This is a genomic window from Nitratireductor soli (assembly GCF_001050155.1).
Lineage (GTDB): Bacteria > Pseudomonadota > Alphaproteobacteria > Rhizobiales > Rhizobiaceae > Nitratireductor > Nitratireductor soli.
Map to the genome: position 1 here is coordinate 17165 of NZ_LFVY01000007.1, position 22591 is coordinate 39755.

16 protein-coding genes are annotated in these 22591 nt (G+C 65.0%); 4 read left to right on the forward strand and 12 right to left on the reverse strand.

Going from position 1 to position 22591, the window contains the following annotated elements; translation table 11 throughout:
* Window positions 1-31: 31 nt before the first annotated feature.
* The 3 genes from AB843_RS09990 to AB843_RS10000 are packed head-to-tail and all read left to right on the forward strand — an operon-like array spanning window position 32 to window position 4504.
* Complete coding sequence (locus AB843_RS09990; protein ID WP_244467944.1) at window positions 32-2218, forward strand: TonB-dependent siderophore receptor; 2187 nt, start codon at window positions 32-34, stop codon at window positions 2216-2218.
* Window positions 2212-3384: an ABC transporter substrate-binding protein gene (locus tag AB843_RS09995; RefSeq protein ID WP_048646706.1), complete on the forward strand. Its 1173-nt coding sequence runs from the start codon at window positions 2212-2214 to the stop codon at window positions 3382-3384. The genes AB843_RS09990 and AB843_RS09995 overlap by 7 nt, the downstream gene beginning before the upstream one ends.
* 49 nt (window positions 3385-3433) lie before the next feature.
* The gene (locus AB843_RS10000) at window positions 3434-4504 is read left to right on the forward strand and encodes a siderophore-interacting protein (RefSeq protein WP_048646707.1); all 1071 of its coding nucleotides are present in this window, start codon (window positions 3434-3436) and stop codon (window positions 4502-4504) included.
* A 168-nt stretch (window positions 4505-4672) separates the two neighbouring features.
* Here the strand turns inward: AB843_RS10000 and AB843_RS10005 are convergent, their stop codons facing one another.
* The 4 genes from AB843_RS10005 to AB843_RS10020 are packed head-to-tail and all read right to left on the reverse strand — an operon-like array spanning window position 4673 to window position 10588.
* A complete protein-coding gene (locus AB843_RS10005) occupies window positions 4673-6016 on the reverse strand; it encodes a lysine N(6)-hydroxylase/L-ornithine N(5)-oxygenase family protein (RefSeq protein WP_048646708.1) in 1344 nt (447 codons plus the stop codon).
* Window positions 6013-7836 (reverse strand): IucA/IucC family protein, encoded by a 1824-nt coding sequence (locus AB843_RS10010; RefSeq protein WP_244467945.1) that lies wholly within the window; start codon window positions 7834-7836, stop codon window positions 6013-6015. Before AB843_RS10010 ends, AB843_RS10005 begins: the two co-directional genes overlap by 4 nt.
* An 11-nt stretch (window positions 7837-7847) precedes the next feature.
* Complete coding sequence (locus AB843_RS10015) at window positions 7848-8948, reverse strand: GNAT family N-acetyltransferase (protein ID WP_048646710.1); 1101 nt, start codon at window positions 8946-8948, stop codon at window positions 7848-7850.
* Window positions 8945-10588, reverse strand: a complete 1644-nt coding sequence (locus tag AB843_RS10020) for an IucA/IucC family protein (protein ID WP_087587085.1) — start codon at window positions 10586-10588, stop codon at window positions 8945-8947. Before AB843_RS10020 ends, AB843_RS10015 begins: the two co-directional genes overlap by 4 nt.
* Before the next feature lie 255 nt (window positions 10589-10843).
* On the opposite strand from AB843_RS10020, the gene AB843_RS10025 reads away from it, so the two are divergent.
* Window positions 10844-12010, forward strand: coding sequence for an MFS transporter (locus AB843_RS10025; RefSeq protein WP_162230637.1), 1167 nt, complete (start codon window positions 10844-10846; stop codon window positions 12008-12010).
* Between the two features lie 11 nt (window positions 12011-12021).
* Here the strand turns inward: AB843_RS10025 and AB843_RS10030 are convergent, their stop codons facing one another.
* The 8 genes from AB843_RS10030 to AB843_RS10065 all read right to left on the reverse strand — a co-directional run bounded on the left by AB843_RS10030 (window position 12022) and on the right by AB843_RS10065 (window position 22505).
* Complete coding sequence (locus AB843_RS10030) at window positions 12022-13305, reverse strand: MFS transporter (protein WP_048646712.1); 1284 nt, start codon at window positions 13303-13305, stop codon at window positions 12022-12024.
* Window positions 13302-13682 (reverse strand): hypothetical protein, encoded by a 381-nt coding sequence (locus AB843_RS10035; protein WP_048646713.1) that lies wholly within the window; start codon window positions 13680-13682, stop codon window positions 13302-13304. Before AB843_RS10035 ends, AB843_RS10030 begins: the two co-directional genes overlap by 4 nt.
* A gap of 10 nt (window positions 13683-13692) precedes the next feature.
* Complete coding sequence (locus tag AB843_RS10040) at window positions 13693-15921, reverse strand: TonB-dependent receptor (protein WP_048646714.1); 2229 nt, start codon at window positions 15919-15921, stop codon at window positions 13693-13695.
* Between the two features lie 219 nt (window positions 15922-16140).
* On the reverse strand, window positions 16141-16917 hold the full coding sequence (locus AB843_RS10045; protein WP_048646715.1) for a FadR/GntR family transcriptional regulator: 777 nt from the start codon (window positions 16915-16917) through the stop codon (window positions 16141-16143).
* Complete coding sequence (locus tag AB843_RS10050; RefSeq protein ID WP_048646716.1) at window positions 16910-17902, reverse strand: ABC transporter ATP-binding protein; 993 nt, start codon at window positions 17900-17902, stop codon at window positions 16910-16912. The genes AB843_RS10045 and AB843_RS10050 overlap by 8 nt, the downstream gene beginning before the upstream one ends.
* Window positions 17895-19835: a dipeptide/oligopeptide/nickel ABC transporter permease/ATP-binding protein gene (locus AB843_RS10055; protein ID WP_048646717.1), complete on the reverse strand. Its 1941-nt coding sequence runs from the start codon at window positions 19833-19835 to the stop codon at window positions 17895-17897. Before AB843_RS10055 ends, AB843_RS10050 begins: the two co-directional genes overlap by 8 nt.
* Complete coding sequence (locus tag AB843_RS10060; RefSeq protein WP_048646718.1) at window positions 19835-20779, reverse strand: ABC transporter permease; 945 nt, start codon at window positions 20777-20779, stop codon at window positions 19835-19837. Before AB843_RS10060 ends, AB843_RS10055 begins: the two co-directional genes overlap by 1 nt.
* A gap of 169 nt (window positions 20780-20948) precedes the next feature.
* Window positions 20949-22505, reverse strand: a complete 1557-nt coding sequence (locus AB843_RS10065; protein WP_048646719.1) for an ABC transporter substrate-binding protein — start codon at window positions 22503-22505, stop codon at window positions 20949-20951.
* Between the last annotated feature and the right edge of the window lie 86 nt (window positions 22506-22591).

Below are 22591 nucleotides of genomic sequence, written 5' to 3' on the forward strand. Positions count from 1 at the left end.
TCGAAGCGTGATTTGGGGCCGTGCGCGGCATTTGGCATATGGTGCATGTCTGTTCGGTGGGGTCCTTCCGCCGCTTGCCGCCCCGGCTGAGGCGCAAGAGAACCAGCGCGCCACGCTGCTGGAGCGGATCGCCGTGCAGGATGAGAATGCCCGCGGTCCGGATGCAGGCATCGTCGCCAGGAAAAGCGCGACTGCATCGAAGACGGATACGCCGCTCTTGGAGACGCCGCAGGCGGTCAATGTGGTCACAAGCGACCAGATGGAAGCTCAGGGCGTTGCCAGCGTGTCCGAGGCGCTGCGCTACACGCCGGGTGTTCAGGCCGAAGCCAATGGTCATGATGTGCGCTACGACTGGCTGTGGATCCGGGGTTTCAACACCTATGGCACCATCTGGCTTGACGGGCTGGTCCTGCCCGGCGACCCGCTGAACTACGCAACGCCGAGCATCGATCCGTACACGCTTGAACGAGCCGAAGTCATCAAGGGCCCGGCATCGGTGCTTTACGGCCGTGCCGTGCCTGGCGGCCTCGTCAATCTGGTCAGCAAGCGCCCGCAGGAAACCGCCTATCGCGAGGCTTCGGTGCGCACCAGCGCCTTCGGCGGCATCGAGGGCGCGGTCGACATGACCGGCGCGCTGACCGAGGACGGAACCTGGCTCTATCGCTTCACCGGGCTGGCGCGGAACATGCACAGCCAGATCGACATGGAGCGCGACCGCAGCCTGCTGATCGCGCCGAGCATCACCTGGAACCCGACCACCGATACATCGCTGACGCTCTATGGCTACTACCAGCGCGATCGCGACGTCTTCAGCCCGCGCTTCTATCCGGCGGCCGGCACGCTGCTGCCCAATCCGGCGGGGCCGATACCGCGCGATCGCTTCTTGGCGGATCCAAACGCGGACAGCTTCAACCGCGATTTCTATGCGGTGGGCTATGAGTTCTCGCACCGCTTCAACGAGACCTGGTCGATGCGCCAGAACCTCCGCTACAGCCGGTCCGAACAGGACATGCTCCTGGCCCTCGTCAATCCGGCCTTTGCTTTCGCCGGCGCACCGTCCAACGAGTTGAGCCGTGTCTCCGCCGTCTCCGATGACTGGACCTCGGCTTTTGCGGTCGATACCCAGTTTCAGGGAGAGTTTTCGACCGGTGCATTGGAGCACACGGCGCTCTTCGGGGTCGATTATACGCGCGGCATTTCCGATACCAATTTCGGCAACTCCGCCTTTGGCGACCCCGTTCCGCCGCCGCTCGACTATCTCGATCCGGACTATGGCGTGGTCGTGCCAGTGCCGGCCTTCCAGCGCTCGGGGCTGCAGACGCAGAACCAGATCGGCTTCTACCTGCAGGACCAGGTTCGCTACAACCGTTGGGTGGGCACGTTCGGCCTGCGCTACGACATGTCGGAGATCGAGACGATCGACCGGATGGCCGGCACGCCTGCCATCGACAATGACGACCAGAGGCTGACCGGGCGGGCGGGGCTGACCTATCTTTTCGACAATGGCCTTGCGCCCTATGTCAGCTACTCGACCGGCTTCCTGCCGCTTCTCGGCACCGATCGGCTCGGCAATCCGTTCAAGGCGCAGACCACGGAGCAGTTCGAGATCGGCGTCAAATATGAGCCCGAAGGCGCGCGCGGCATGGTTGCCCTGTCGTACTTCGACCTCACCGTTGAAAACGCTCTGACGCCTGATCCGAGCGATCCACGCCCGACACGGCCGAGCAGCTATGTGCAGACCGGCGAGCAGCGGGTGCGCGGCATCGAGATCGAGGGCAAATACGAGCTGACACCGGAATTCGACATACTGGCGGCCTACGCCTATTCCAGTTCCAAGGTTGTCCGCAGCAACAATCCCGCGGCCGTCGGCCGTGAGATGGAGCGTCTTCCCAGGCACCAGGGAAGCGTCTGGGTGAATTACCGGCCGCCCGTCGTGCCCGGCCTTTCGCTCAGCGCCGGCGTGCGCGCCACGTCCTCCTACCAGACTGACGCCACCTATCTGCCAGAGCTGCGCATCCCCGCCCGCGCCCTGGTGGACATCGGTGCCGAGTATGATTTCGGCGCGCTGAACCCGGATTACGAGGGCACCACGCTGCGCGTCAACGTCAGCAATCTTTTCGACAAGAAGTATGTTTCGCACTGCCTGAACCTCACCGGAGGCAGTTGCAATTACGGCGCTGGCCGCGCCATCACCGCGAACCTGAAATACACATGGTGAGCTGGGTTGCATTCCCGACCGCGAAAGGGGCTGCCTCCCGACGGGCATCCCGCTTCGTCGTCATCGCGCTCGGCCTCATGGCGCTCGGCGGCGCAAGCCTGTGCGCCCATGCGGAGATCGTCTTTGTCGATGCGGCCGGCCACCAGGTACGGTTGGATGCGCCGGCCAGGCGCATCGTCACCAATGAAAGCCTGATCCTGCTTTCGCTGGCGCTGATCGACCCCGACCCCGTGGCGCGGCTTGCCGGCTGGGCGCGGCCGCAGCGCATCGACCGCGGCGTCTACGATGCGTTTCGTCGAAAATTCCCTGCCATGGACGATATCCCGGAGATCGGTGCGGTCGTGCCCGAGGCCGCGTCTGCGGAAGCGATCCTGAGCGTCGACCCCGATCTCTTCGTGGTGCGGATATGGCAGCCGGGCTGGGCGCCGGTGGCCGAACAACTGGCTGCCGCCGGCGTGCCCGTCCTCTTCCTCGATGGACCGGGCATCGCCGGAAAAGGGGCAGGCGAGGCGACGGCCCTTTCCATCGAGTTGTTGGGCAAGGCGATCGGGCGCGAAGACCAGGCGCAAGCGTTTTCCGCCTTCGTTCGAGAGCGCTTCGACAACGTCGCGAAACGACTTGAAGGCTTGACCGAACGCCCTGACGTTCTGATCGATGTACACGCCGGTACATTGTGCTGCTACACGCCAGGTTCCGGCAACCGCATCATGCAGTACCTGCAGCATGCGGGTGGGCGCAGCATCGGCATGGATGTGCCGGGATATGACGGCCGGTTGAGTGCCGAACATGTGCTGGGCGCCGACCCGGACGTTTATATCGGCACGGGCGGCCCGCGATTTGCCGAGGCCGGCGGGCTGCTGGTGGGGGCCGGGGTCGAACCAACGAAGGCGCGCGCGGCGCTCAAATCCGTCGTCGGCCGGAATTTCCTCGACGGTCTCAGCGCGGTCGGCGCGGGACGTGCCCATGCGATCTCGCACCAGCTCTCCATATCGGCGCTCGATGTCCTGGCGATGGAGTGTTTTGCGAAATGGATCCATCCGGCTCTTTTCGCCGACCTCGATCCCGCTGCCACGCTTGATGAGATCAACCGCCGCTTTCTGGCGGTGCCGCTGGAGGGCACCTTCTGGGTCGACCTGCGCGCCGGCAGCAGCGCCGACGGGCAGTAGCAGCGCGGCGCTCGGGCATCGAAAACGACCACGCAGGAAAGGAACAGCCGTGAGCACATACACAGCGCAGACGCGCATTGCGCTGACCGATCCGGATGCGGTTCTGGCTCCGCTCTGCGAACATTTGACGGAGCATGGCGCAATGCTCGAAGAGCAGGAGGGCGTGCGCGTCCTGCGCTTCGAGCACGGTCATGTCCGTTTCAGCCATGACGCCGAAGCGACCAGCGTCGACGTGACGGCGGACAATGTGGAAGCGCTCTACTTCCTGCGCTTGAACGTCGCCGCCCATATCATCGAGTTCACGCCTGACGCGCCGCCCGAGATCGAATGGTCCGGTGACGGCGGTGTGCTCAAGCGGCCGCCCAATTTCCAGATCGCCAAAGTGCTGCGCCATCGCGATGTGACGCCACGCATGCGCCGCATCACGCTCGGTGTCGATGATGTTGCCCGGTTTGTGGCGATGGATGCGCTGCATCTCAACATTCTCGTGCAGCATCCCGATCTCGACGAGCCGCAATGGCCGGGCGTCGGGTCGAATGGCCTCATGCAATGGAACGACCCGGAGCGTCGACCATCCTTTCGCAAATACACGGTGCGTTCGCTCGACAGCGTGGCGCGGACGCTCGACGTCGATTTCGTTCTGCATGAGGATGCCGGTCCAGGCTCCGATTTCGCGCTTGGCGCCCGACCGGGCGACGTGATCGGCATTGCCGGACCGGGCGGCGGCGGTCTGAGCGAGGCCGACTGGTATTTGTTCGCCGGTGACGAGACCGCGCTGCCGGCCATCGCCCGCATGCTGGAAGCGTTGCCGGAAACCGCGCGCGGAAAAGCGTTCATCGAGGTGGCCGACGCGGGAGAAATCGAGGCGATCACCACGCGCGCGGCCATCGATGTGGAATGGCTTTGCCGGTGTGGCGCGGAAGCGGGCACCACCACGCTTCTGGCCGACGCCGTGCGGCAAGCGGCGCTGCCGTCCGATGGATCGAGCGTTTTCGTCTGGGCCGGCTGCGAGTATGACGCTTTCCGTGCGATCCGCAGCCATCTGCGCGAGGAAAAAGGATTGCGCAAGGAAGATCATCTCGTGGTCGCCTACTGGCGGCGCGGCCGGCCCGACCACTAGAGCGTTTCCATTTGTCTCCGAGTCACAGAAGTACTCTATCTCATTGTTTTTGCGCAATTTCGGGCGGAAAACCGGCTCCCACTTTTCCTGGAATTGCTCAAGATCGGCTGATCGTTCATGGAAACGCTGCCCCGCACTACCTTCTTGTTTTCCGCATTTGTGCGGAGGTCAGGTGAAACCACCCGACTGCAACATGCTATTGGCCTGCAAACCTGATGCCCGGTTGACATGCACCACCGGCTGGTCTTCGCCCGTCCATTGCACGAGCGGCGGAAGCTCCTCGAGGTCGAAATGCTGGCTTCCCATGAGCGCGTTGACGATCACCGCGCTCCGCCAGGCCATCAGGCTGAGTTGCGGTTCGGCGATCCCATGGCTGAAACGGCCGGCATTGAGCGCGAAGATGCGGCGGTTGGCCGGCCCTTCCCATTTTACCGAGAAGTCACGATCGAGCCGGAAGAGGCCATCGTCGCCGAGTGCCAGGCGGTCCTGCAGCGGCGCGATGAAATCAGGCAGTTTGTGGCTGTAGCCCGTCGCCAGAACGATGGTGTCGACGTTCGCCATTTCTATGCCGCCATCGAAGCCGTTGCGCATGACCAGGCGGCTCTCCTCGCCGTCCTGGACGAGATCGAGCACTTCACGATGCGGCAGGAGCCGGGCGCGTGGCCCTTCGCCGAGATGGCGGATCTCGTAGAGACGGCGGTAGAGGGCGCGCAGCGTCGAGGTCGAGATGCCGTCTCCGGCGAGTTTTTGCCGTTCCACCGTGGCGCGCCTGCGTGGTTCCGTCAGCGCGTGAAAGCGCTCGACATAGGGGGGCGTGAACTGTTCGTCGGTAAAAGGGGAATCGTCGAGCGGCTGGAAACCTGGGCGCCGGCTGATCCAGGTGACCTGCGTTCCCGCCGGAGCGGCGGTGATGAGATGCAGCACGATCTCGGCGCCGCTCTGTCCGCCGCCCACCACCGCGAAGCGCGGGCCGGCCAGGCAGCCAAGCCGGCAGGTCGCCTCGCAGGAGTGGAACGCCCTGTCACCGAGAACGGGACGCGCCCAGGCCGGCACATGCGGTGCAAGGCCGACGCCGACGGACAGGTTGCGCGAAAGCCGCCGCTCCCCGTCTGAGAGAGCGATGGAGAAATGCCTGCCGTCGAAATCCACTTCCCGTACCGCCTGTCCAAAGCGCAAGGTGGGCAGGTTTTCGGCAACCCAGGCAAGATAGCGCGCGAACTCCCGGCGGGGCACGGCCTCGAAACCGGCGTTCAGGAACTCGTAGAAGCGCTTGTGCGCCACGAGATACGAGACGAACGACCAGGGACTTGTCGGGTTGGTGGCCGTCACCAGATCCTTGAGGAAAGACGTCTGCAATTCGACGCCGGGCAGCATCATGCCCGGATGCCAGTTGAAGCGTTCCACCCGGTCGAAGAACCGCACGCTCAAATCCGTGATGGAATCGAGCTGAGCGGCAAGGCTCAGATTGAATGGGCCGATGCCTATACCTGCGAGATCATGGATGTTCGTCATCGTGCCGAGGCTCCTGACATGGCATGGCGGCGTTCGGGGCCGGCCGCGGCCAGAACCATTTCCGCAAGGTGTAGGGGATTGTCGAGTTGCGTGCCCAAGGCAGGCACCGGCCGCTGGTTGGCGTCGCCGTAGCCGATCGCCAGTCGAACCTTGTTGATGGCGATGCGTGGAATCTTCGGCTGGAAGAGATCGAACAGGGCGAAGCGATCCGCAAGCTCGGGGTGCCGCGATTGATGGTGCCGAAGGCGCGCGGCGAGCGTGGCATAGAAGCGGGTCTCATCGAAGCCGTCATGATCGGCCAGCGCCTCCGAAAGGAAGCGCAGGACGCTTGCGAAGTGTCCGGTCTGCAGGTGTTGAAGGAGGTGGGCCGGCGGGCGGCGCTTCAGCACCTGGAGCACAGCTGGAGGCAGGGAGGCGAGTTCGGCAAAATCCTGGTCCACCAGGTCTGCGTCACCCTGGAAGTCCTTTATGGCGACGCCGGCCGGGATGGATCCATCGAGGATCACGGTCACGTTCTGCCCGTGGGCGATGAAGCCGACGCCATAGCGGCACATGAAATGATAGAGCGGCACCGCCACTGCATCGAACAGTCGTTCGAGCCAGTCGGCATGGCTGAGCCCGGAGCGGGCGATCAGCGCACTGGCGATCGGCCGGCCGCGCGCATCGCGCTGCGCCAGCGCGCCCATCATCATCGGCCGGTGTCCGGGAGACAGGCCCTGTTCGGGGCTTTCACGCCAGATCGCGCCCAGCATTTCGCAGAACTGGTAGGGCGCGTCGGGCACGCGCTCGTAATGCGGGTGCGGATAGAAGGCGCCGGCCACTTCGCGCAGGACCTTGAGCGGACGCAATGCGGGGTCCCGGTTCGCCATCTCGGCAAGCCAGCCGGAGAAGGCGGGGCCGATCTTCATGTACTTGCCGGGCACGCCACGCCAGGCAGACGTGTTGAGGATGGTGAGCGGCAGTTTGATGTGCAGGCTCTCAGGCCGGCGGGTATTGGCCAGCGTGCGCAGCGACTGCTGGGCGACGAACGGGTCGCCGAACACGCCGAGCGGCACCAATCTGCCGGCCGCCACCTCGCCCGCATAGTGCGCGGCGATCTGCGCCTGCCATTGCCATGGATGGACGGGCAGGAGGAGATGGGATGCGGGGGATACGCCCGCCACCTCGCAGGCTTCCTTCAGGCGCGTTTGCTCGTTCTCGTCGAGGGCGGCTTTCAGCAGGGTCTCTTCGACAAGACCCGGTTCCAGCGAAAGCGTGGCGCGGTCGCGCGCGGCGGCGAGCCAGAACAGCCGGAACGCGCCGCCGAACTCCGGCGCATGCTCCGCGTGATCGGCAAGCCCCCAGCCGAGCCTGCCCTTGTTGGCCGGCGCCTTGGGATGTCCGTCGAGCAGGCGCTGGAGCGCCGTGTCCGGGAGAGCGGCCAGAGCGTCAGCGGTATAGGGTGCACGCACCGCCACGATATGCGCATCGGCCAGCAGCGTGTTGTAGAGTTCCCTGGCGTAGGTGCAGAAGGTGGCGGGAGAAATGTCCAGGGTTTCCCGCGCGTCGAGGAAGAAGCCGACGGCATCGTCCACCGGCAGGTTCCGCTGTCCGCATACGAGGCTCTCAGGCCTTATGGCGAGCTGGCCCCAGATGCGGCGCACGGCGTGAAAACGGTAAACGGCGCCGGAGGCGAGCCGAAGCTCCCACCGGGTTTGCGCCGCATCGAGCGGGGCGGGCGAAAGTGCTTCCTCGTAGGCGAGTTCGCAGATCGCCTTGGCGACCGCCGCGCGATTGATTTCCGCCCAGGTCGCGGCATCCACCGGGCGCCTGTCGGGCATGGGGCCGAGCATCACAGCGGTACCTCGCGGAAGAACCGGTCGCGCTCGCAGCACACCAGCGCGGCGCGTTTGTGCGGGAAGTCGAACTCCTTGAGCGTCACATAGGCCGCGTCGGCCGCGTAGCTCAACATCTTCTGGTGCGAGGCGCGAGGCTCGCCCATGATGCGCCGGGTGCGGGGATCGTCAAGGAACAGATAGTGCGTGACGGAGCGGAACAGCGCCAGTGTCTTCAGCCTTCCCAGATGGCGCGGATTGCCGATCAGCCCGTGCCAGCCGCGATCGAAGTCGTCGTGCTCATAATAGGGGCCGAGCCGGTCTTCCTTGGCCCAGTAGAACTCGAAATAGCCTGTCGGTTCCCCGTCGAAGCTGGCGATGACGCCGAAAATATGTGGATCGGCCTCCTGCGCCGCCAGATAGGCGTCAAGCTCCTCCTCGCTCTTGGCAAGTTCCCAGAAGAAGGCGACGCGGCCCTGGTTCATCCAGTGATGGAACAGGGGAAGATCGGTGCGGCGATCGATGGGCCGCAACGATACGGCCAGGCCGAGTTCGGGCAGCCAGCGCTCATACATGGGGCCGTCGGGCCGCGGCGGGCGCAGCGGCGGCAGCCGATCCTCGGGGCCGATGGCCGTGCGCAGAAACGGATAGGTCACGTGCGACCGATGGCGCCGCCACAGGAGGGGTAGCTGGCGAAGCATTGCCCGGTCGATGACCGCCCATTGCGCCTGCGTGTCGGTTTCGCCGGTGATTTCCGTGGCCAGCGCTGCGACAGCGGCCCGCTCCTCGCTCAGGGGCAGGAGAAGGCGCTCCACGCCGGATAAGCGCAGAAAAGAGGCATCGGCCAGCGCGGCGAGCAGAGCGGCGCCGTCGGCCGCCGATGGGTCAAGATTCAACGTCTCGAGCCTGGCGTGACCTGTCTCGTCCTGGACAAGCCGTGCCGAGGCGACCGTCTCGCCAGCAGTTCCATTCAGCGAGAGGATGCCGCCACGGGCAAGCCGCGCGGCAAGCGGTGGGCGACCGCCTGCGGGGAAATGCCATGAGACATCGTCCCGCGCCGGTGTCGCCCGCGTCTTGCCGGCAGCGGAGAAATCGCGATTGGCGGGCTGTACCGTCATGGGGTCACCTTTCGGGCAAGTGGGTTGGGGAGCTGGACATGGGCGGCGAGCGGATCCGTCACCTCCGTGTTCTCGTTGACGTTGCCGAGCGAGAGCATGAAGTTGCCCTTGGCCGCGATGGTGGGCGAGGAAAGCAGATAGTCGAGGCAGGTCCGGTCTTCGACCTCGGCGGTGAGGCGCTGTAGGAAGGAACGGAAGAGATCGAACAGCCGGTCTTCGTCGGCCAGATGCGCCGCGCCGAGCGCGCCCACCACCGCGAAGGCGCCATTGACGAACAGATAGTAGCCGACGAGCCTTGCGGCCTCCCGCGCGCCAAACACATGGTCGGTGGACGAACCCACCTCGGGCAGGTGTTGTCTGAGGCGGGGCAGGAAGGTTTCGACATACCCGGTGCCCTGGCAGTCGCGGAAATAGAGTTTCTCCGGCCAGCCGTCATCGAGGCCCAGGACCAGGTTCTGCTGGTGCGCGCCGAAAAGCAGGCCGAAAGACCCCTGGGCGATCAGAAACGGCGCGACGGCCGTTTCCAGGAAGCGCTCGAACCAGCGTTCGGCAACGCGGGCGGGCGTCTCTGCGGAAGACTTCGCGATACGATGGACAAGGTCTGCCAGATGGCTACCGCGCTCGTCCATATGACGTTCGCAGAGCGCTGCGAGCACGGCCGCCGGTGGTTGGTTTTCGCCCGTGAAAGGGTTCTCGCGGAAGGCCACCATCGTCTCGCGGATGACCGCCCCGTCGGGCCCGCGCAGCGCAAGCCACAAAGGTTCGCCGAGCACCTGGAAACCGGGGCACCGGGCCGTCAACGCCGCGCCGATCGGTCCCGTCATCAAATGATGCACGGCAAGGCCGCGGGCGCATTCATGCTCCTCCACGATGCGGCGCGAATTGGTGAGACGCAGGCTGAGCGAGAATTTGAGCATCCATGGGGTCTCGGAGGAATGCACGGTCCTGAGCGAACTCGTCGCGCGCCAGATGGGACCTCCGAGGCCGAGATCGGCGATGCGCTTGTCGCGGATCAGCCGGTCGTAGAATGGTTCCTGCATCAGCCGCGCCGCCTGCCAGGGATGGAGCGGCATCGGGGTCTTGCCGGTGGCCGCCGCAGCACGCGCGACAAGCGCGCTGTCGCTGCCCATGAGCGCGTGGGTCGCCTCCACCGGCGCGACGGCAGGGGCAGCGCCTGTGGCGAGCAGGCTCGGTTCGACGGCCCACCAACGCAGCGCAAAGCCATTGCCGTATTCCGGTCCGTAGCGTTCGGAATCTTCGCGGGTGAACTCGTCGCGGCTGCGCGGCGCGGGGTGGGCCGCATGGCCGAAGCGCAGTGCTTTTTCGGCTTCGATGAATGTCGGATCGCCGGCCGTGAAGGGTCTTTCGCCGCCGACCGCCTCGGCGATCTCCGCGATGGCGGCGGTGCTGTCGAGCATGCGGCGGAAGAAGGTGAGCCGCGCGGCAGGCGATGATCTGTCGGCGATACCGGCCTCGCGCAGCAGGAGCATCACCAGTTCGGGCAGCGCGATCGGTTCCAGGATGCCGTCCCCCCGATCGATGTGCATGGGGAAGGCGAAGGCATGGTAGCCGGCCGGCGAAAAATGGCTGAGCGGCACGAGAATCTCGCAACGCGCTGCCGGCAGAAAGAGGCGCAGCATCCGCACCCCATTTCCGTTCGACGTATCGGATCCGCCGGAAATGCTCCAGCCGTCCCACTCTCTGATCAAAGAGTTGAGAAACCGGCTGGTTGAGGCGTTGTACACGGAATTTCCTGGAGTATTCTCCAATTTAATCTCCTGTACTTTACTTTTAATTGAAACTAATATTAGTTTCTCTTAATTCGTAGACAAATCATGAATTATTGATGTAGTGATTCAGAAATTTACTTTGTGAGAATGCCCGTGGATGACGAGATGTTGAGTGCACTCCCTGTTCGCGCACGTGTGAGGCGGCTTGCCCTGGCGGTGTCGACGGTCGGTTTCGGCCAGTCCGCTTTCGTGGCGCTGGTCCCGTTGATCACCCAGCGCACGGGGCTTGGAACCGGTGAGATCGGCCTGGCTGCAGCCGCGGGCGCGCTGGCCTTCGTGTTTGGCGCGCCGCTGGTTGGCGGCCATGGCGCGCGCCGCGGTCATGGCGCGACGCTGCGGGTGCTGGGGGGCGTCCTGCTTGCCGGCCAGCTCGCGCTCGCCGGACTGATCTGGATCGGGCCGCTCGCTCCGTTTGCCGGCCTCGGCATTCTCGTCGCCTCGCGGATCATCTATGGCCTGGGCGCATCGGGGGTGATGCCCGTCGCGCAGGCCTGGGTGGCGTTCCAGGCTGATGGTCGCGAACGGCAATCGCTGCTCGCGCTGCTCAGCGCCGGACTGGGCAGCGGGCGTATCCTGGGGTCGGTCGCGGCGATGACGGCGGGCCTTGCCATGCCGATTCCGTTCCTGCTGCTCGTGCTCAGCCCGATCACGCTCGTCCTTGCGCCGGGCGGTGCCAGGAAGAGTTCCGTCACCTGTGCCGGCTTTCGCATGCGTCCCAGCCGCCACATGCTGCCTTTCCTGGCAATCGGCTTCTGCCTCACCATGGGGTTCGGTCAGGTGCAGATGATCCTGGGGCCGTTCCTCCAGGGGAGGCTTGGCGTCGAGGCCGCCTTCGCCGCGACGGCGACCGGTCTCATCCTGGCCCTCGTCGCCGTGGTGATGATCCTGGTGCAGGTCGTCGTCGTTCCGCGCCTTCCCTTCGGCCAGAAGCCCAGTGTTGTGTCGGGCGTCGGCTTGCTGGCGCTCGGCGCGCTCGTCGCGGCGGCAAGCGGCGGCCTTGCATCCTGCGCGGCGGGGTTCGTGCTCTGCGGCGCGGGTGTCGCGCTCGCCTCGCCGGCCTATCTGGCGTGGCTGGTCTCGCGGCTCACGCCGGAAGAACAGGGTGCCGGGGCCGGCTGGCTGGCCAGCGCCCATGTGCTGGGGCAGGGCGCGGGCGCACTCGTCGGCGGCTACGCCTTCACGGTCTGGCCGCCCTTGCCCTTCGCCACCTGCGCGCTGCTGGCCGCCGGCGTGGCTGTCGCCGTTATGGCGATGAAGCCGGCGGCGGATTGAGTGTGTCGCGTTCATCGCCGCCCTCCTGTCCCGGCGGCGATGAGGGGATCTCGGACGCGTGGGGCATAGGCGCGCAGCATCAGGATGGTTGCCAGCACCGCGATGCCGGACAGCGCGGCGGAAAAGCCGAACAGCGCGCCGTAGCCGAACAGGTCGGCAAGCGCGCCGGAGCTCATGGAGCCCATCAGATAGACGATGAGCTGGCCGCAGGCCAGGATGGTGAAGTCGGTGCCCGGCTGTTCGGACGAGGTCACGCTCATGAACAGGCTGTAGAGCGCGACGATCTCCATGTAGCGGATCAGCGTTTGAAAGGCGGAGGCGCCGTAGAGCGGCCATACACCGGTGACGGCCCCGAAGGCATGCAATGCGAAGATGAGGAAGCAGATGGTCCGCAAGCTGCCGAGCAGGCCCAGCACGGGGCCGGCGCCCCAGCGTCTCAGGAGGAGCGCGGCGATCACCGAGCCGGCAAGGCCGGCCGTGGCCGCGGAAGCGCCCGAGAGATAGCCGATCGTATCGAGCGGGATGCCCGCATCGACAAGGTACGAGCCCTCCATCGCCTTCACGAGGCCCTCGCTTGCCCGGTAGATCAAGGCGATCCACAGGATTTGCCGGGCTTCGGGTCGGCGCAGAAAGGCCATGATCGACGGGCGGGAAATCGGTGCCCCGGGTGTCGCCGGCGCTGGATCGGCCTCGCGCATGGCGAAGGCGGCGGCGAGCGGGATGAGCGACAGGAGCGCGATGGTGACGAGCATCACGGTCCACCCGGCATGATGGTAGAGCACGAGGCCCAGCGTGCCGCCGACGATCACGCCGAAGGCCACCGCTCCGCCCTGGATGGCGTTGCCGATCGGCCGGTCTTCGCTGGCCAGATACTTCGCCGCATAGCCGTCGGTCGCGATGTCCTGGGTGGACAGCAACAGCGAGGCGACGAAGCCGATGGCGAAGATCGCCCAGACATTGGCCGGGCCGGCCACGACGAGCGCCAGGATCGAGGCGATGATGCCGCATTGCGTGACGATCACCCAGCCGGCGCGGTGGGCGCGCGCAAAGGGCCTTACGCAATCCACCATGGGTGCCCAGAGGAATTTCAGCACCAACGGCAGAAGCAGGATGGAGAAGAAGCCGATCGCCGTGCGCGACACATCCTGTTCGCGCAGGATCGGCGGGATCGCGGCGGCAAACAGATATGTGGGAATACCCTGGGCGATGTAGAGACCGGCGAGCACGGCGAAAAGCCGGTAGCGGGCCCGGTCGGCGGGACGGGTTGGATTGTCGCCGGCCTGTACAGCGATCATGCCCGGGCCTCCGCCGGCCGGTGACCGGCCAGAAAATCCTCCGCTTCCTGATGGCTGCGCGTCACCAGGACCGGGAACGCCCATAACCCGGAGAAGATGCGCTGCATTTCAGGCGAGGGATCCCTGCGCACGATCGCCACGGCGCGGCACATTGCGTTCATCTGCTGGCGCGACGCCTTGAACCAGAGGTTCTGCTCCTTGCGGTATTCGTGCTCGAGCTCGAGCTTTTTGTCGAAGGCGACGCGAAGGACGAAGGGGCACTCTTGCACAGCGATCTCGTGGAGAGCGGCGATGTAGCGGGTTTCGTCGTCCCCGGTGGCCGGCTCTGCAACGATTAGGGACAGAGTGGCTTCTTCCCGGCGCAGGTGGACGGCCATCGGAACCTCCCTAGAAAGTTTGTGTGTAGGCGGCGAAGATCGACCGGCCGAGCCCGGGCACCGGTGCGCCGCGCGTGGCTGTGGCGGTCGGGTTGATGTAAAACGTGTCGAAGACGTTGCGGACGGCGACGCTCAGTTCGCCGCCATTGGCGAATTCCTTCGACACGGCGAGATTGACGAGCGTTGCGCCATCGAGATCCTTGCCCGCGACGCGGTCGCGCCCGGAGAAATATTCGATCTCGCCGCGCGCCTTGAACCCGTCGCCGAACGAGGCCGTCAGATAGGCAAGGCCCTTCCAGGTCGAGGGTATGCGGTTGTTGGGAAGGTACTCGCCATCGCCGATCGCGCCGTCGCGGTTCGCATCGTATTTGCCTTCCTGATAGGCGAGCAGCCCACCCACCGTGAAGATGTCGTTGACGTCGTTGACGTCGTAGGCGCCGGTCGCCTCCACGCCCCAGATGCGCTCTTTCTGCTGGCTGACGCGGTTTGCGGCGACATCGTAGTTGACGCCGTCATCGGAGGTGGAGAGATAGGCGCTGATGCCGCCGCGGAAACGGCCCCAGTCGCCGCGCAGGCCGGTCTCATACGTGTTGACGAGCTGTGGCTTGGGCGCGATGTCGCTGTAGCTGATGGCGAAGTCCGGCACGCCCGAGCAGCCATAAATAGCCGCCAGCGCACCATACGCATCGCAGATCTCGGCGATGGAGGTGACGCCGGCGCGACGGGTGAAGGCGCCGATGTCGGTCAGCGTGTAACCCTGCGAGAAACTGCCGAAAAGCTGCAATTGCGTTGTGACATCGAACACGGCGCCGGCATTGAAGGTGAAGGCGTTGTAGTCGAACGAACCACCGGCGACGTTGACCGCCGGGTAGAGATGGGCGAGCGAGGTGGCCGGGTAGATCGCGGCTGCCGGCCGCGTGAAATCGTCGACGGTCAGGAAGAACTGGTCGAAGCGCACGCCGCCCTGGATGCGGAAACGATCGGTGATGGGCACTTCCGCCTGGACGAACGCCGACAGGGCGTGCTGCGACATCGGCGCGATCGCGTCGTCGCCATTGGTCAGCTTCTGCTTCGTGTCGTCATAGGTATAGTCGGCGCCCCAGGTCAGCGTGGCGCCGTCATGGAGGAAATCGATCGGCGTGTTGACGGTCAGGTTGAGGCCGGCGCGCTGCGCTTCCAGCGCCGACTGGTTGAACCAGGCGGTGGGGCTGAGCGGGTTGCCGGAATAATAGACCATCGAGTTGACGGACGACAAGCTGGTGAACGGCGAGCGCTTGTTGATGTTGTTGTAGAATGCCTTCACCTCCAGCGCGCCCAGAGCGAAGTCGCTGTCGGTGTATTTGCCGGTCAGGTATTTGGAATCCTCATCGAGCGGCTTCCCCGTGTAGGGAGCGGAGAAGTCAGGCCGAACCGGGTCGGTTCCGTAATCGGTGAACCAGTCGGGTTTCTGCCTGGCGTAGGTCCAGTCGAAGCTCATTTCGAAGCGCCTGGAGCCGTTCTCGTAACCCATCGAACCGAACAGGCCGGCCGAGCCGGTCCGGTCGCCGCCGCCCTGACCCAGCATGGCGTCCGACGCCATTTCGTTGCCGTGCCCGTCATAGGTGCGGCGTGTGAGTTCGCCGTTGGCCGAAAAGAAATAGTCGAAATCGCCCTTGCGCCCCTCGACGCTGACGCTCGCCTCGGGCGCCGCCGAGCGGCCAGGATTGCCGGTGAAGGCTGTGACGCCGGTGCGCAGGGTGACGGTGGGCTTGTCGCTGGTTCCGCGCTTGGTGATGAAGTTGATCGTTCCGCCGGTGGCGCCCGCGCCGTAGAGGCTCGAGGCGCCGTTCACCACCTCGATGCGCTCGACGGTGTTCAGATCGATCAGCGAGAGAATGCGCGAAACGTCGCGCAGTGGGGTGTTGCGCGGCACGCCGTCGACCATGATCAGCACATTGCGGCCGCGGAAATTTTCCGACGCACCGGAGATGGTCTGGTTCGAAGGCGAATAGCCGGGGACGAGGCGCGAGACGAGATCGTTGGCGTTGGGCGATAGTCTCATCGCCTCCTTGATCTCGTCCTTGTCGAGGACCTGCACCGATTGAGCGACGCTGGCGATGGAACGCTCGTCACGACCGGCCGTGACAAGAAGACGGTCGAGAAGCGTCGCCTCGCCCGTCTCGGGAACGTCTTCCTGCGCCCAGGCCGCCGTTGAAATGAAACAAGCCGATAAAACATATGGCCAAACCCGGTTCCGCATCGCACCCCTCATGTCCCGCAAGATGATGTGGCTTGGTGCGTGGGCGCAACCTGGCTTCAGGTGTCCCTAATAAATATGACTTCTATTGTCAAGAATTTCACCGATCAATGGCCCTGCCGGTCGCAGGATACACAAATCCAGGGGAAACACCGGTCTGCCAGATGCGGAATGCGCCCTGGAGCGCCCGGTGGCGGGTGCCGGAAGGCGCTTGCCGAAGCCTCAGCCACGGACGATTTCGGCGCGTTCCAGCATGTAGGCCTCAGCGGCGGTCATGTGTTCGCGCATGACCTGAAAGGCGCGTTCGGCGTCGCCGGCCTTGATGGCGCGCAGCAGGCGTATCTGGTAGTTGAGCCCCGTTTCCCGCAATGTCGGGTTTGCCTCCTGGTAGATCGCGCGGCAGGTCGTCATGTCGCGCAGGAGGCTCACCAGGAAAATGCACACGAAGCCGAGCAGGACATTGTCGGCACGGCGCGCCAGTTCGACATGAAAGTCGAGTTCGGCGAGCCGCTGGGCATACTCCTCCTCCACGGTTTTCGCCTCGTCCTCGTAGAGCCTGATCGTTTCCTGGAGCGCGGCGAAGGCGTCAGGCGACAGTTTTCCCGCGAGGCTCGCCGCCATGAGTGGCTCCAGTTCCTTGCGGATCGCGTAGATGTCGGCGATGGAAGGCGGCTGGAAGACGAACAGGTTGTCGAGAAGGCGGATCGCCTGGTCGGCGCCGACGCGGGAGACGAAGACACCGCCACCCGGTCCGGTCTTGCTGGTCGTCAGGCCCTGGATCTCGAGGATCTTCTGCGCTTCGCGCAATGTCCCGCGCGACGCTCCATGTGTTTGTGGCAACAGCCATTCATGCGGCACGCGGTCACCCGGGACAAGGCGGTGGGCGATGATCATGTCGCGCACCTTGTCGGCGATGATGTCCGGCCGCTTGCGCCGCTTCAGGATGGCGGAAAGCCGTGAGGGCATCGGCGCGGCGGCCCCTGTGTCCGGTTCAGGCATGTCCCGCCCCTTCGATCGGATGATAGCAGGCAGTGAGGTGCGACGGTTGGCCGGGGGCCGGCTCCAGTGGCGGATGCGCGGCAAGGCATGTGTCCGTTCCGCGCGGGCAGCGCGCGTGAAAGGCGCAGCCGGGCGGCGGGGCATAGGGATCGGGCAATTCGGTGTTGGCGTCCTCGGGGATCAGCGAGCGCTTGCCGGGGGTCGGAGCCGAGCTCAACAGGAGGTGCGTATAGGGGTGGCGCGGCTCGGCGAAGATCTGCTTGGCCGGCCCGATCTCGGCGATACGGCCGAAATACATCACCGCCACCCGGTCGCTGACGCTCTCCACCACCGAGAGATCGTGGCTGATGAAGACATAGGTCAGGCCGAAGCGCGCTTTGAGGCCGTCGAGGATGTTGAGCACCTGCGCCTGGACCGACACGTCGAGCGCCGAGACCGGTTCGTCGAGGACGATCAGTTCCGGGTCGGCGGCGAGCGCGCGGGCGATGCCGATGCGCTGCGCCTGGCCGCCGGAGAATTCATGCGGGTAGCGGTCGAGGAACTCCGGCGCCAGATTGACCGCCTCCATCAGCTCCTTCAGCCGCGCCGCGCGCGCCGCCTTGTCGAGGCCGAGCAGATGGCGCAGCGGCGCCTCCAGGATGCTGCGGATGGTCTTGCGCGGGTTGAGCGAGGCGACCGGGTCCTGAAACACGTACTGCACGCGCCGGGCGAGCTTTTGCGGATCGCTCCTGGCCTCGGCGACCAGATCGCGCCCGTCGAAGGTGATCGATCCGGCCGTCGGCCTGTCCAGCCCGACGATGAGGCGGGCAAGCGTCGATTTTCCGCAGCCGGATTCTCCGACGACGCCGAGTGTCTCGCCCTTCTTCACATCCAGCGAAATGCCCTGCACCGCGTGGACCGCCGGCAATCTTCTGCCGAACAAGGTGCGTCCGCCGCCGAAGACGCGTTCGGCATTGTCGATCTGGAGAAGCGCCGCCTCAGGCATGGGCTGCCCCCCTTTCAAGCGGATGCAGGCAGCGCACGGCCCGGTCCTCGCCAAACGGCGACAAGGTGATTTCGCCGGCGCGGCAATCGGCTTGGGCGCGCGGACAGCGGTCGGCGAAGGCGCAGCCCGCGGGCAGATTGTCGACCACGGGCGGTCGGCCTTCGATGGCGTCGAGGCGCCGCTCCGGCTGGCCCAGAACCGGCACGCAATCGATCAGTTTTCCCGTGTAGGGATGCGCCGGATTTTCAAGCACGTCCTGCGTCCTTCCCGTCTCGACGATGCGGCCGGCATACATGACCGCAACGCGGTCGCAGACGGCAGACACGACGCCGAAATCATGGGTGATGAACAGGATCGCAGCATTGCTTTCGCGCCGCAGCGTGTCCAGCAGCGACAGGATCTGCGCCTGCACTGTCACATCCAGCGCCGTGGTCGGTTCATCGGCGATGATGATCTTGGCGTCGTTGGCCAGCGCCATGGCGATGCAGATCCGCTGGCGCATGCCGCCGGACAGTTCATGCGGATAGACCTTCAGGCGCTCAGTCGGATTGGTGATGCGCACCAGCCGCAGCAATTCCTCGGCGCGCTTGTCGGCGTCCGAGCGCTTGATGGGCCTGTGCGCCATGATCGCCTCGGTGAGCTGGTCGCCGACGGTGAACAGCGGATGCAGCGTCGACAGCGGGTCCTGGAAGACATGGCTGACATCGGCGCCGCGCAACTGCCTGATGCGCTCGTCGCTGACGGCGAACAGATCCTCGCCTTCGAGCCAGGCGGCCCCGCCCGTGATGCGGCCCGGCGGTGTGGGCACCAGGCCCATCAGCGACATGGCGGTCACGGACTTGCCCGAACCGGATTCGCCGACGATACCCAGGCATTCGCCCTGCTTCAGGTGCAGGTCGACGCCGCCGACCGCGCGATAGACGCTGCTGCCGATATGGAACTGGGTGTTGAGGTCGACCACGTCGAGCACGTTGTCCTTGTGCGGCTGCCGTTCGGGAACACGCGCGCGCTCGACCGCGGTGCGCGCCACGGGACGTGTCAGTGCGCCTGATTTGAGGCGCGGATCGAGCACGTCGCGCACGCCGTCGCCAAACAGGTTGATGCTCATGACGAGAACGAAGATCATCAAGCCCGGAATGATCGACACATGGGGAGCGGTGAACAGGATCTTGCGGCCATCGCCGAGCATCGAGCCGAGATCGGCCTGTGGCGGCTGCGCGCCGAGGCCGAGGAAGGACAGACCTGCCGTCTCGAGGATCATCCAGCCGATCGTCGTCGACATGGTGATGATGATGATCGGCAGGACATTGGGCAGCACCTCGCCGAACAGGATGCGCGCGTTCGACTTGCCCGACAGGCGCGCCGCGTCGACGAATTCGCGGCGCGACAGGCCGATGGTGATGCCGCGGATGTTGCGGGCGAAGAAGGGAATGTTGACCACGGCAATGGCATAGAGGGCATTGAGCAGGCCAGGCCCAAGGGCTGCGACGATGGCGAGCGCCAGAAGGATGTAGGGGAAGGCCATGACCATGTCGATGCCGCGCATCAAAAGCGCATCGACACGCCCGCCGGCATATCCCGCCACCAGGCCGATCAGCGAGCCGAAGAAGGCGGCGATCAGGGTTGCCGAAATACCGACGGCCAGGCTGACCCGCGCGCCCCAGATCAGCCGCGAGAGGATGTCGCGGCCGAGCGCGTCCGTGCCGAGCAGATGCCCGTCGGCCAACGGCCGGAGCAGACGGTCTGCCGGGGCCGTCACGTCGGGGTCGGGCAAGGGCAGAAAGGGTGCGGCCAGGGCGATCAGGATGATGAGGACCAGAACGAGGAGACCGGTCGTGGCAAGCGTGTTGTTGAGCAGCAGGCGCAAGGCGCTCGGCCGGCCGCCGCCACGCTTTTTCCTGGCCGGCATGGCGGGGGCGGCAGTGTCGCTCATCAGCGCAACCTCGGGTCAAGGATGGTCTGCACGACGTCGGCAGCCAGGTTGAACAGCACATAGGTCGCCGCGACCACCAGCACGCCGCCCTGCACGAGAAGCAGGTCGCGCGTCGAGATGGCGTTGACGAGCATCGAACCGATGCCCGGCCACTGGAACACGGTCTCGATGTAGACCGCGCCGCCGAGCACGAAACCGGCCTGGATGCCGATCACCGGGATGACGCTGACCAGCGCCGCCTTGAAGGCGTGGCGGTAGATGACGCGGCGCTCGGTCAGGCCCTTGGCGCGCGCTGTGCGGATGTAGTCCTGGCGCAGCACTTCGAGCATCGCCGTGCGGGTCAGGCGGGCAATCACGCCGGTGGCGACGACGGCAAGCGTCAGCGCCGGGAGGAACAGGTGATGCAGCAGGTCCGGCAGGTCGCCGCCGCCATAGATGGCGTACATGCCGCTTGCCGGGAACAGCCTGATCTTGACGGCGAAGGCGAGGATCAGGAGCAGGCCGAGCCAGAAGGACGGCGTGGAAATGCCGATCAGCACCAGGACGGTGATCAGCTTGTCGGCCAGGCCATATTGGCGCACGGCGGAGATCACCCCGGCCAGGAGACCGAGGATCGAGCACAGGACGAGCGCCGTGCCGGCAAGGATCAGCGTGGCGGAAAAGCGCTCGAGAACTTCGTCCAGAACCGGCCGGTTGAGTGCGTAGGAGCGGCCGAGATCGCCCTGAAGGAGATTGCCGAGCCAGATCAGATATTGCTGTGGGAGAGACTTGTCGAGGCCGAGATCGGCGTTGAGCCTGGCGACATTTTCCGGTGTCGCATAGGAGCCGAGGATCGCGGTTGCCGGGTCACCGGGGATCATCGCCATGATCAGGAAGACGATGATCGACAACCCGAACAGAACGGGAATCGCGGCCAGGAGGCGTTTGGCTATGTAGGCAGCCATGGCTGTAGCCTCTTTGTGATTGCGGAGCGATACTGCTCCTCACCCTCTCCCGGTGAACAGGAGGAGGCACCGGCGTTGTGGGTATCCTCCTTCTCCCCGTTTGCGGGGAGAAGGTGCCGGCAGGCGGATGAGGGGCGGAACGAAGCGTTCAATCGACGCTCCCGCGCCATCAAGGCTTCGCCACGTCCTGCAGCATCAGGAAGAAGGACGGCTGCAGCTTGAAGTTTTCGACAGTGGCGCCGGTCACGGCGTTCTGCTTCCAGTTGGCGACGAAGACCCAGGGCGCGTCTTCGCGCACGATCTCCTGCATCTCCTTGTAGAGTTTGGCGCGCTCGTCCTGGTCGGTCGCGGCCCGTGCCTTGTCGAGCAGTTCGTCGACCTTCTCGTTGGCGTAGTAGCCGGAGTTGAAACCGCCCTTGTCGGGCATGGCCTCCGTGCGCAGCGTCAGGAAGGGCAGCGTGTCGGGATCGTTGGTCATCCAGGCCATTTCGGCCATGTCCGCCTTGCCCTCGAGCCCCGGGTTCACCTTGCCGAGGAAAGTGTTCCACTCATAGGTCTCGATCTTGACCTTCATGCCGACGGCCTGGAGATCGGCCTGGATGGCCGTGCCCATGGCGATCGGATCGAGCATGCCGGAGCCGCCTTCGGTGACATAGAAGATCAGTTCCTCGCCACCATAGCCTGCATCGGCCAGGAGCTGTTTCGCCTTCTCGGGATCATAGGGATAAGGCTCGAGCGCCTCGTTGTAAGCCCAGGCGAAGGCCGGCGGCGTGGGGCCGGCGGCGACTTCGGCGGTGCCCTGCAGAATGTTGTCGACCAGCGCCTTCTTGTTGATGGCGTAGTTGGCCGCCTGGCGGATTTCCTTCTTGGCGAAGGGGCCTTCCCTCATGTTGAGGATCAGGAACCAGACATGCGGGCCGGCTTGTTCGTAGACGGTGAAGGCCGCATCGTCGCGGAATTGCTGCAGGCTGTCCGGCGGCACCTCGACCATGACGTCGAGCCCGCCCGACAGCATCTCGGCGATGCGCGTGTTGGCGTCGGTGATCGGCCGGTAGATGACCGCTTCGAGCGGCGGCGCGCCGTCCCAGTAATCCTCGTTGCGGGTCACCACCAGCTTGGCGTTGGCGTCCCATTCGGCGAATTTGAAGGCGCCGGTGCCGGTCGGATGGCGACCGAAATCCTTGCCGTATTGTTCAACGGCCGCAGGCGAGACCATCAGGCCGGTTGGGTAAGCGAGGTTCGACAGGAAGGGCGCATAGGGCTCCTTCAGCTTGAATTCGACCGTCGCCTCGTCGACGGCGGCGACCTCTTTGACGGCCGAGAAGAAGAAGGCCAGCGGGAACGGGCCGGTGTCGTGGAACGGATGGTCTTCCTTCAGCATGCGGTCGAAGTTGAATTTCACCGCTTCCGCGTTGAACGGCGTGCCATCATGGAAGGCGACGCCCTGGCGCAGCTTGAACGTATAGGTCTTTCCATCATCGGAAATCGTCCAGCTCTCGGCAAGCGACGGTTCGACTTCGAGCGTTGCGTCCTTGTAGCGGGTCAGGCCGTCATAGACGTTCACCAGGATGCGGAAATCGTTGACCGCCGTCACGGCGTGCGGGTCGAGCGATTTCGGCTCGGCGATCTGTCCGACGACAAGCACATTCGGCGGTGTTTGCGAAAGCGCCGGTGATGCCAGAAGCATCGCGGCGGCGGTGATGGCGGCTGCCAGAAGCTTTTTCATCGATGGTCCTCCGTTCGCGCTTGTCAATTAATTCTGATAATCTTCAATAAGGCAACCTTTTATCATAATAAATTACGAGTCATCTC

Excerpts from the sequence above, each read along its gene's own strand:
- AB843_RS10060 (WP_048646718.1), bottom strand. The coding sequence starts at position 20,779 with ATGGCTGCCTACATAGCCAAACGCCTCCTGGCCGCGATTCCCGTTCTG.
- AB843_RS10025 (WP_162230637.1), top strand. The coding sequence starts at position 10,844 with ATGTTGAGTGCACTCCCTGTTCGCGCACGTGTGAGGCGGCTTGCCCTG.
- AB843_RS10010 (WP_244467945.1), bottom strand. The coding sequence starts at position 7,836 with ATGCCCGACAGGCGCCCGGTGGATGCCGCGACCTGGGCGGAAATCAAT.
- AB843_RS10040 (WP_048646714.1), bottom strand. The coding sequence starts at position 15,921 with ATGCGGAACCGGGTTTGGCCATATGTTTTATCGGCTTGTTTCATTTCA.
- AB843_RS10035 (WP_048646713.1), bottom strand. The coding sequence starts at position 13,682 with ATGGCCGTCCACCTGCGCCGGGAAGAAGCCACTCTGTCCCTAATCGTT.
- AB843_RS10030 (WP_048646712.1), bottom strand. The coding sequence starts at position 13,305 with ATGATCGCTGTACAGGCCGGCGACAATCCAACCCGTCCCGCCGACCGG.
- AB843_RS10005 (WP_048646708.1), bottom strand. The coding sequence starts at position 6,016 with ATGACGAACATCCATGATCTCGCAGGTATAGGCATCGGCCCATTCAAT.
- AB843_RS10065 (WP_048646719.1), bottom strand. The coding sequence starts at position 22,505 with ATGAAAAAGCTTCTGGCAGCCGCCATCACCGCCGCCGCGATGCTTCTG.
- AB843_RS10045 (WP_048646715.1), bottom strand. The coding sequence starts at position 16,917 with ATGCCTGAACCGGACACAGGGGCCGCCGCGCCGATGCCCTCACGGCTT.
- AB843_RS10055 (WP_048646717.1), bottom strand. The coding sequence starts at position 19,835 with ATGAGCGACACTGCCGCCCCCGCCATGCCGGCCAGGAAAAAGCGTGGC.
- AB843_RS10050 (WP_048646716.1), bottom strand. The coding sequence starts at position 17,902 with ATGCCTGAGGCGGCGCTTCTCCAGATCGACAATGCCGAACGCGTCTTC.
- AB843_RS09995 (WP_048646706.1), top strand. The coding sequence starts at position 2,212 with ATGGTGAGCTGGGTTGCATTCCCGACCGCGAAAGGGGCTGCCTCCCGA.
- AB843_RS10015 (WP_048646710.1), bottom strand. The coding sequence starts at position 8,948 with ATGACGGTACAGCCCGCCAATCGCGATTTCTCCGCTGCCGGCAAGACG.
- AB843_RS10020 (WP_087587085.1), bottom strand. The coding sequence starts at position 10,588 with ATGCTGCGCCTCTTTCTGCCGGCAGCGCGTTGCGAGATTCTCGTGCCG.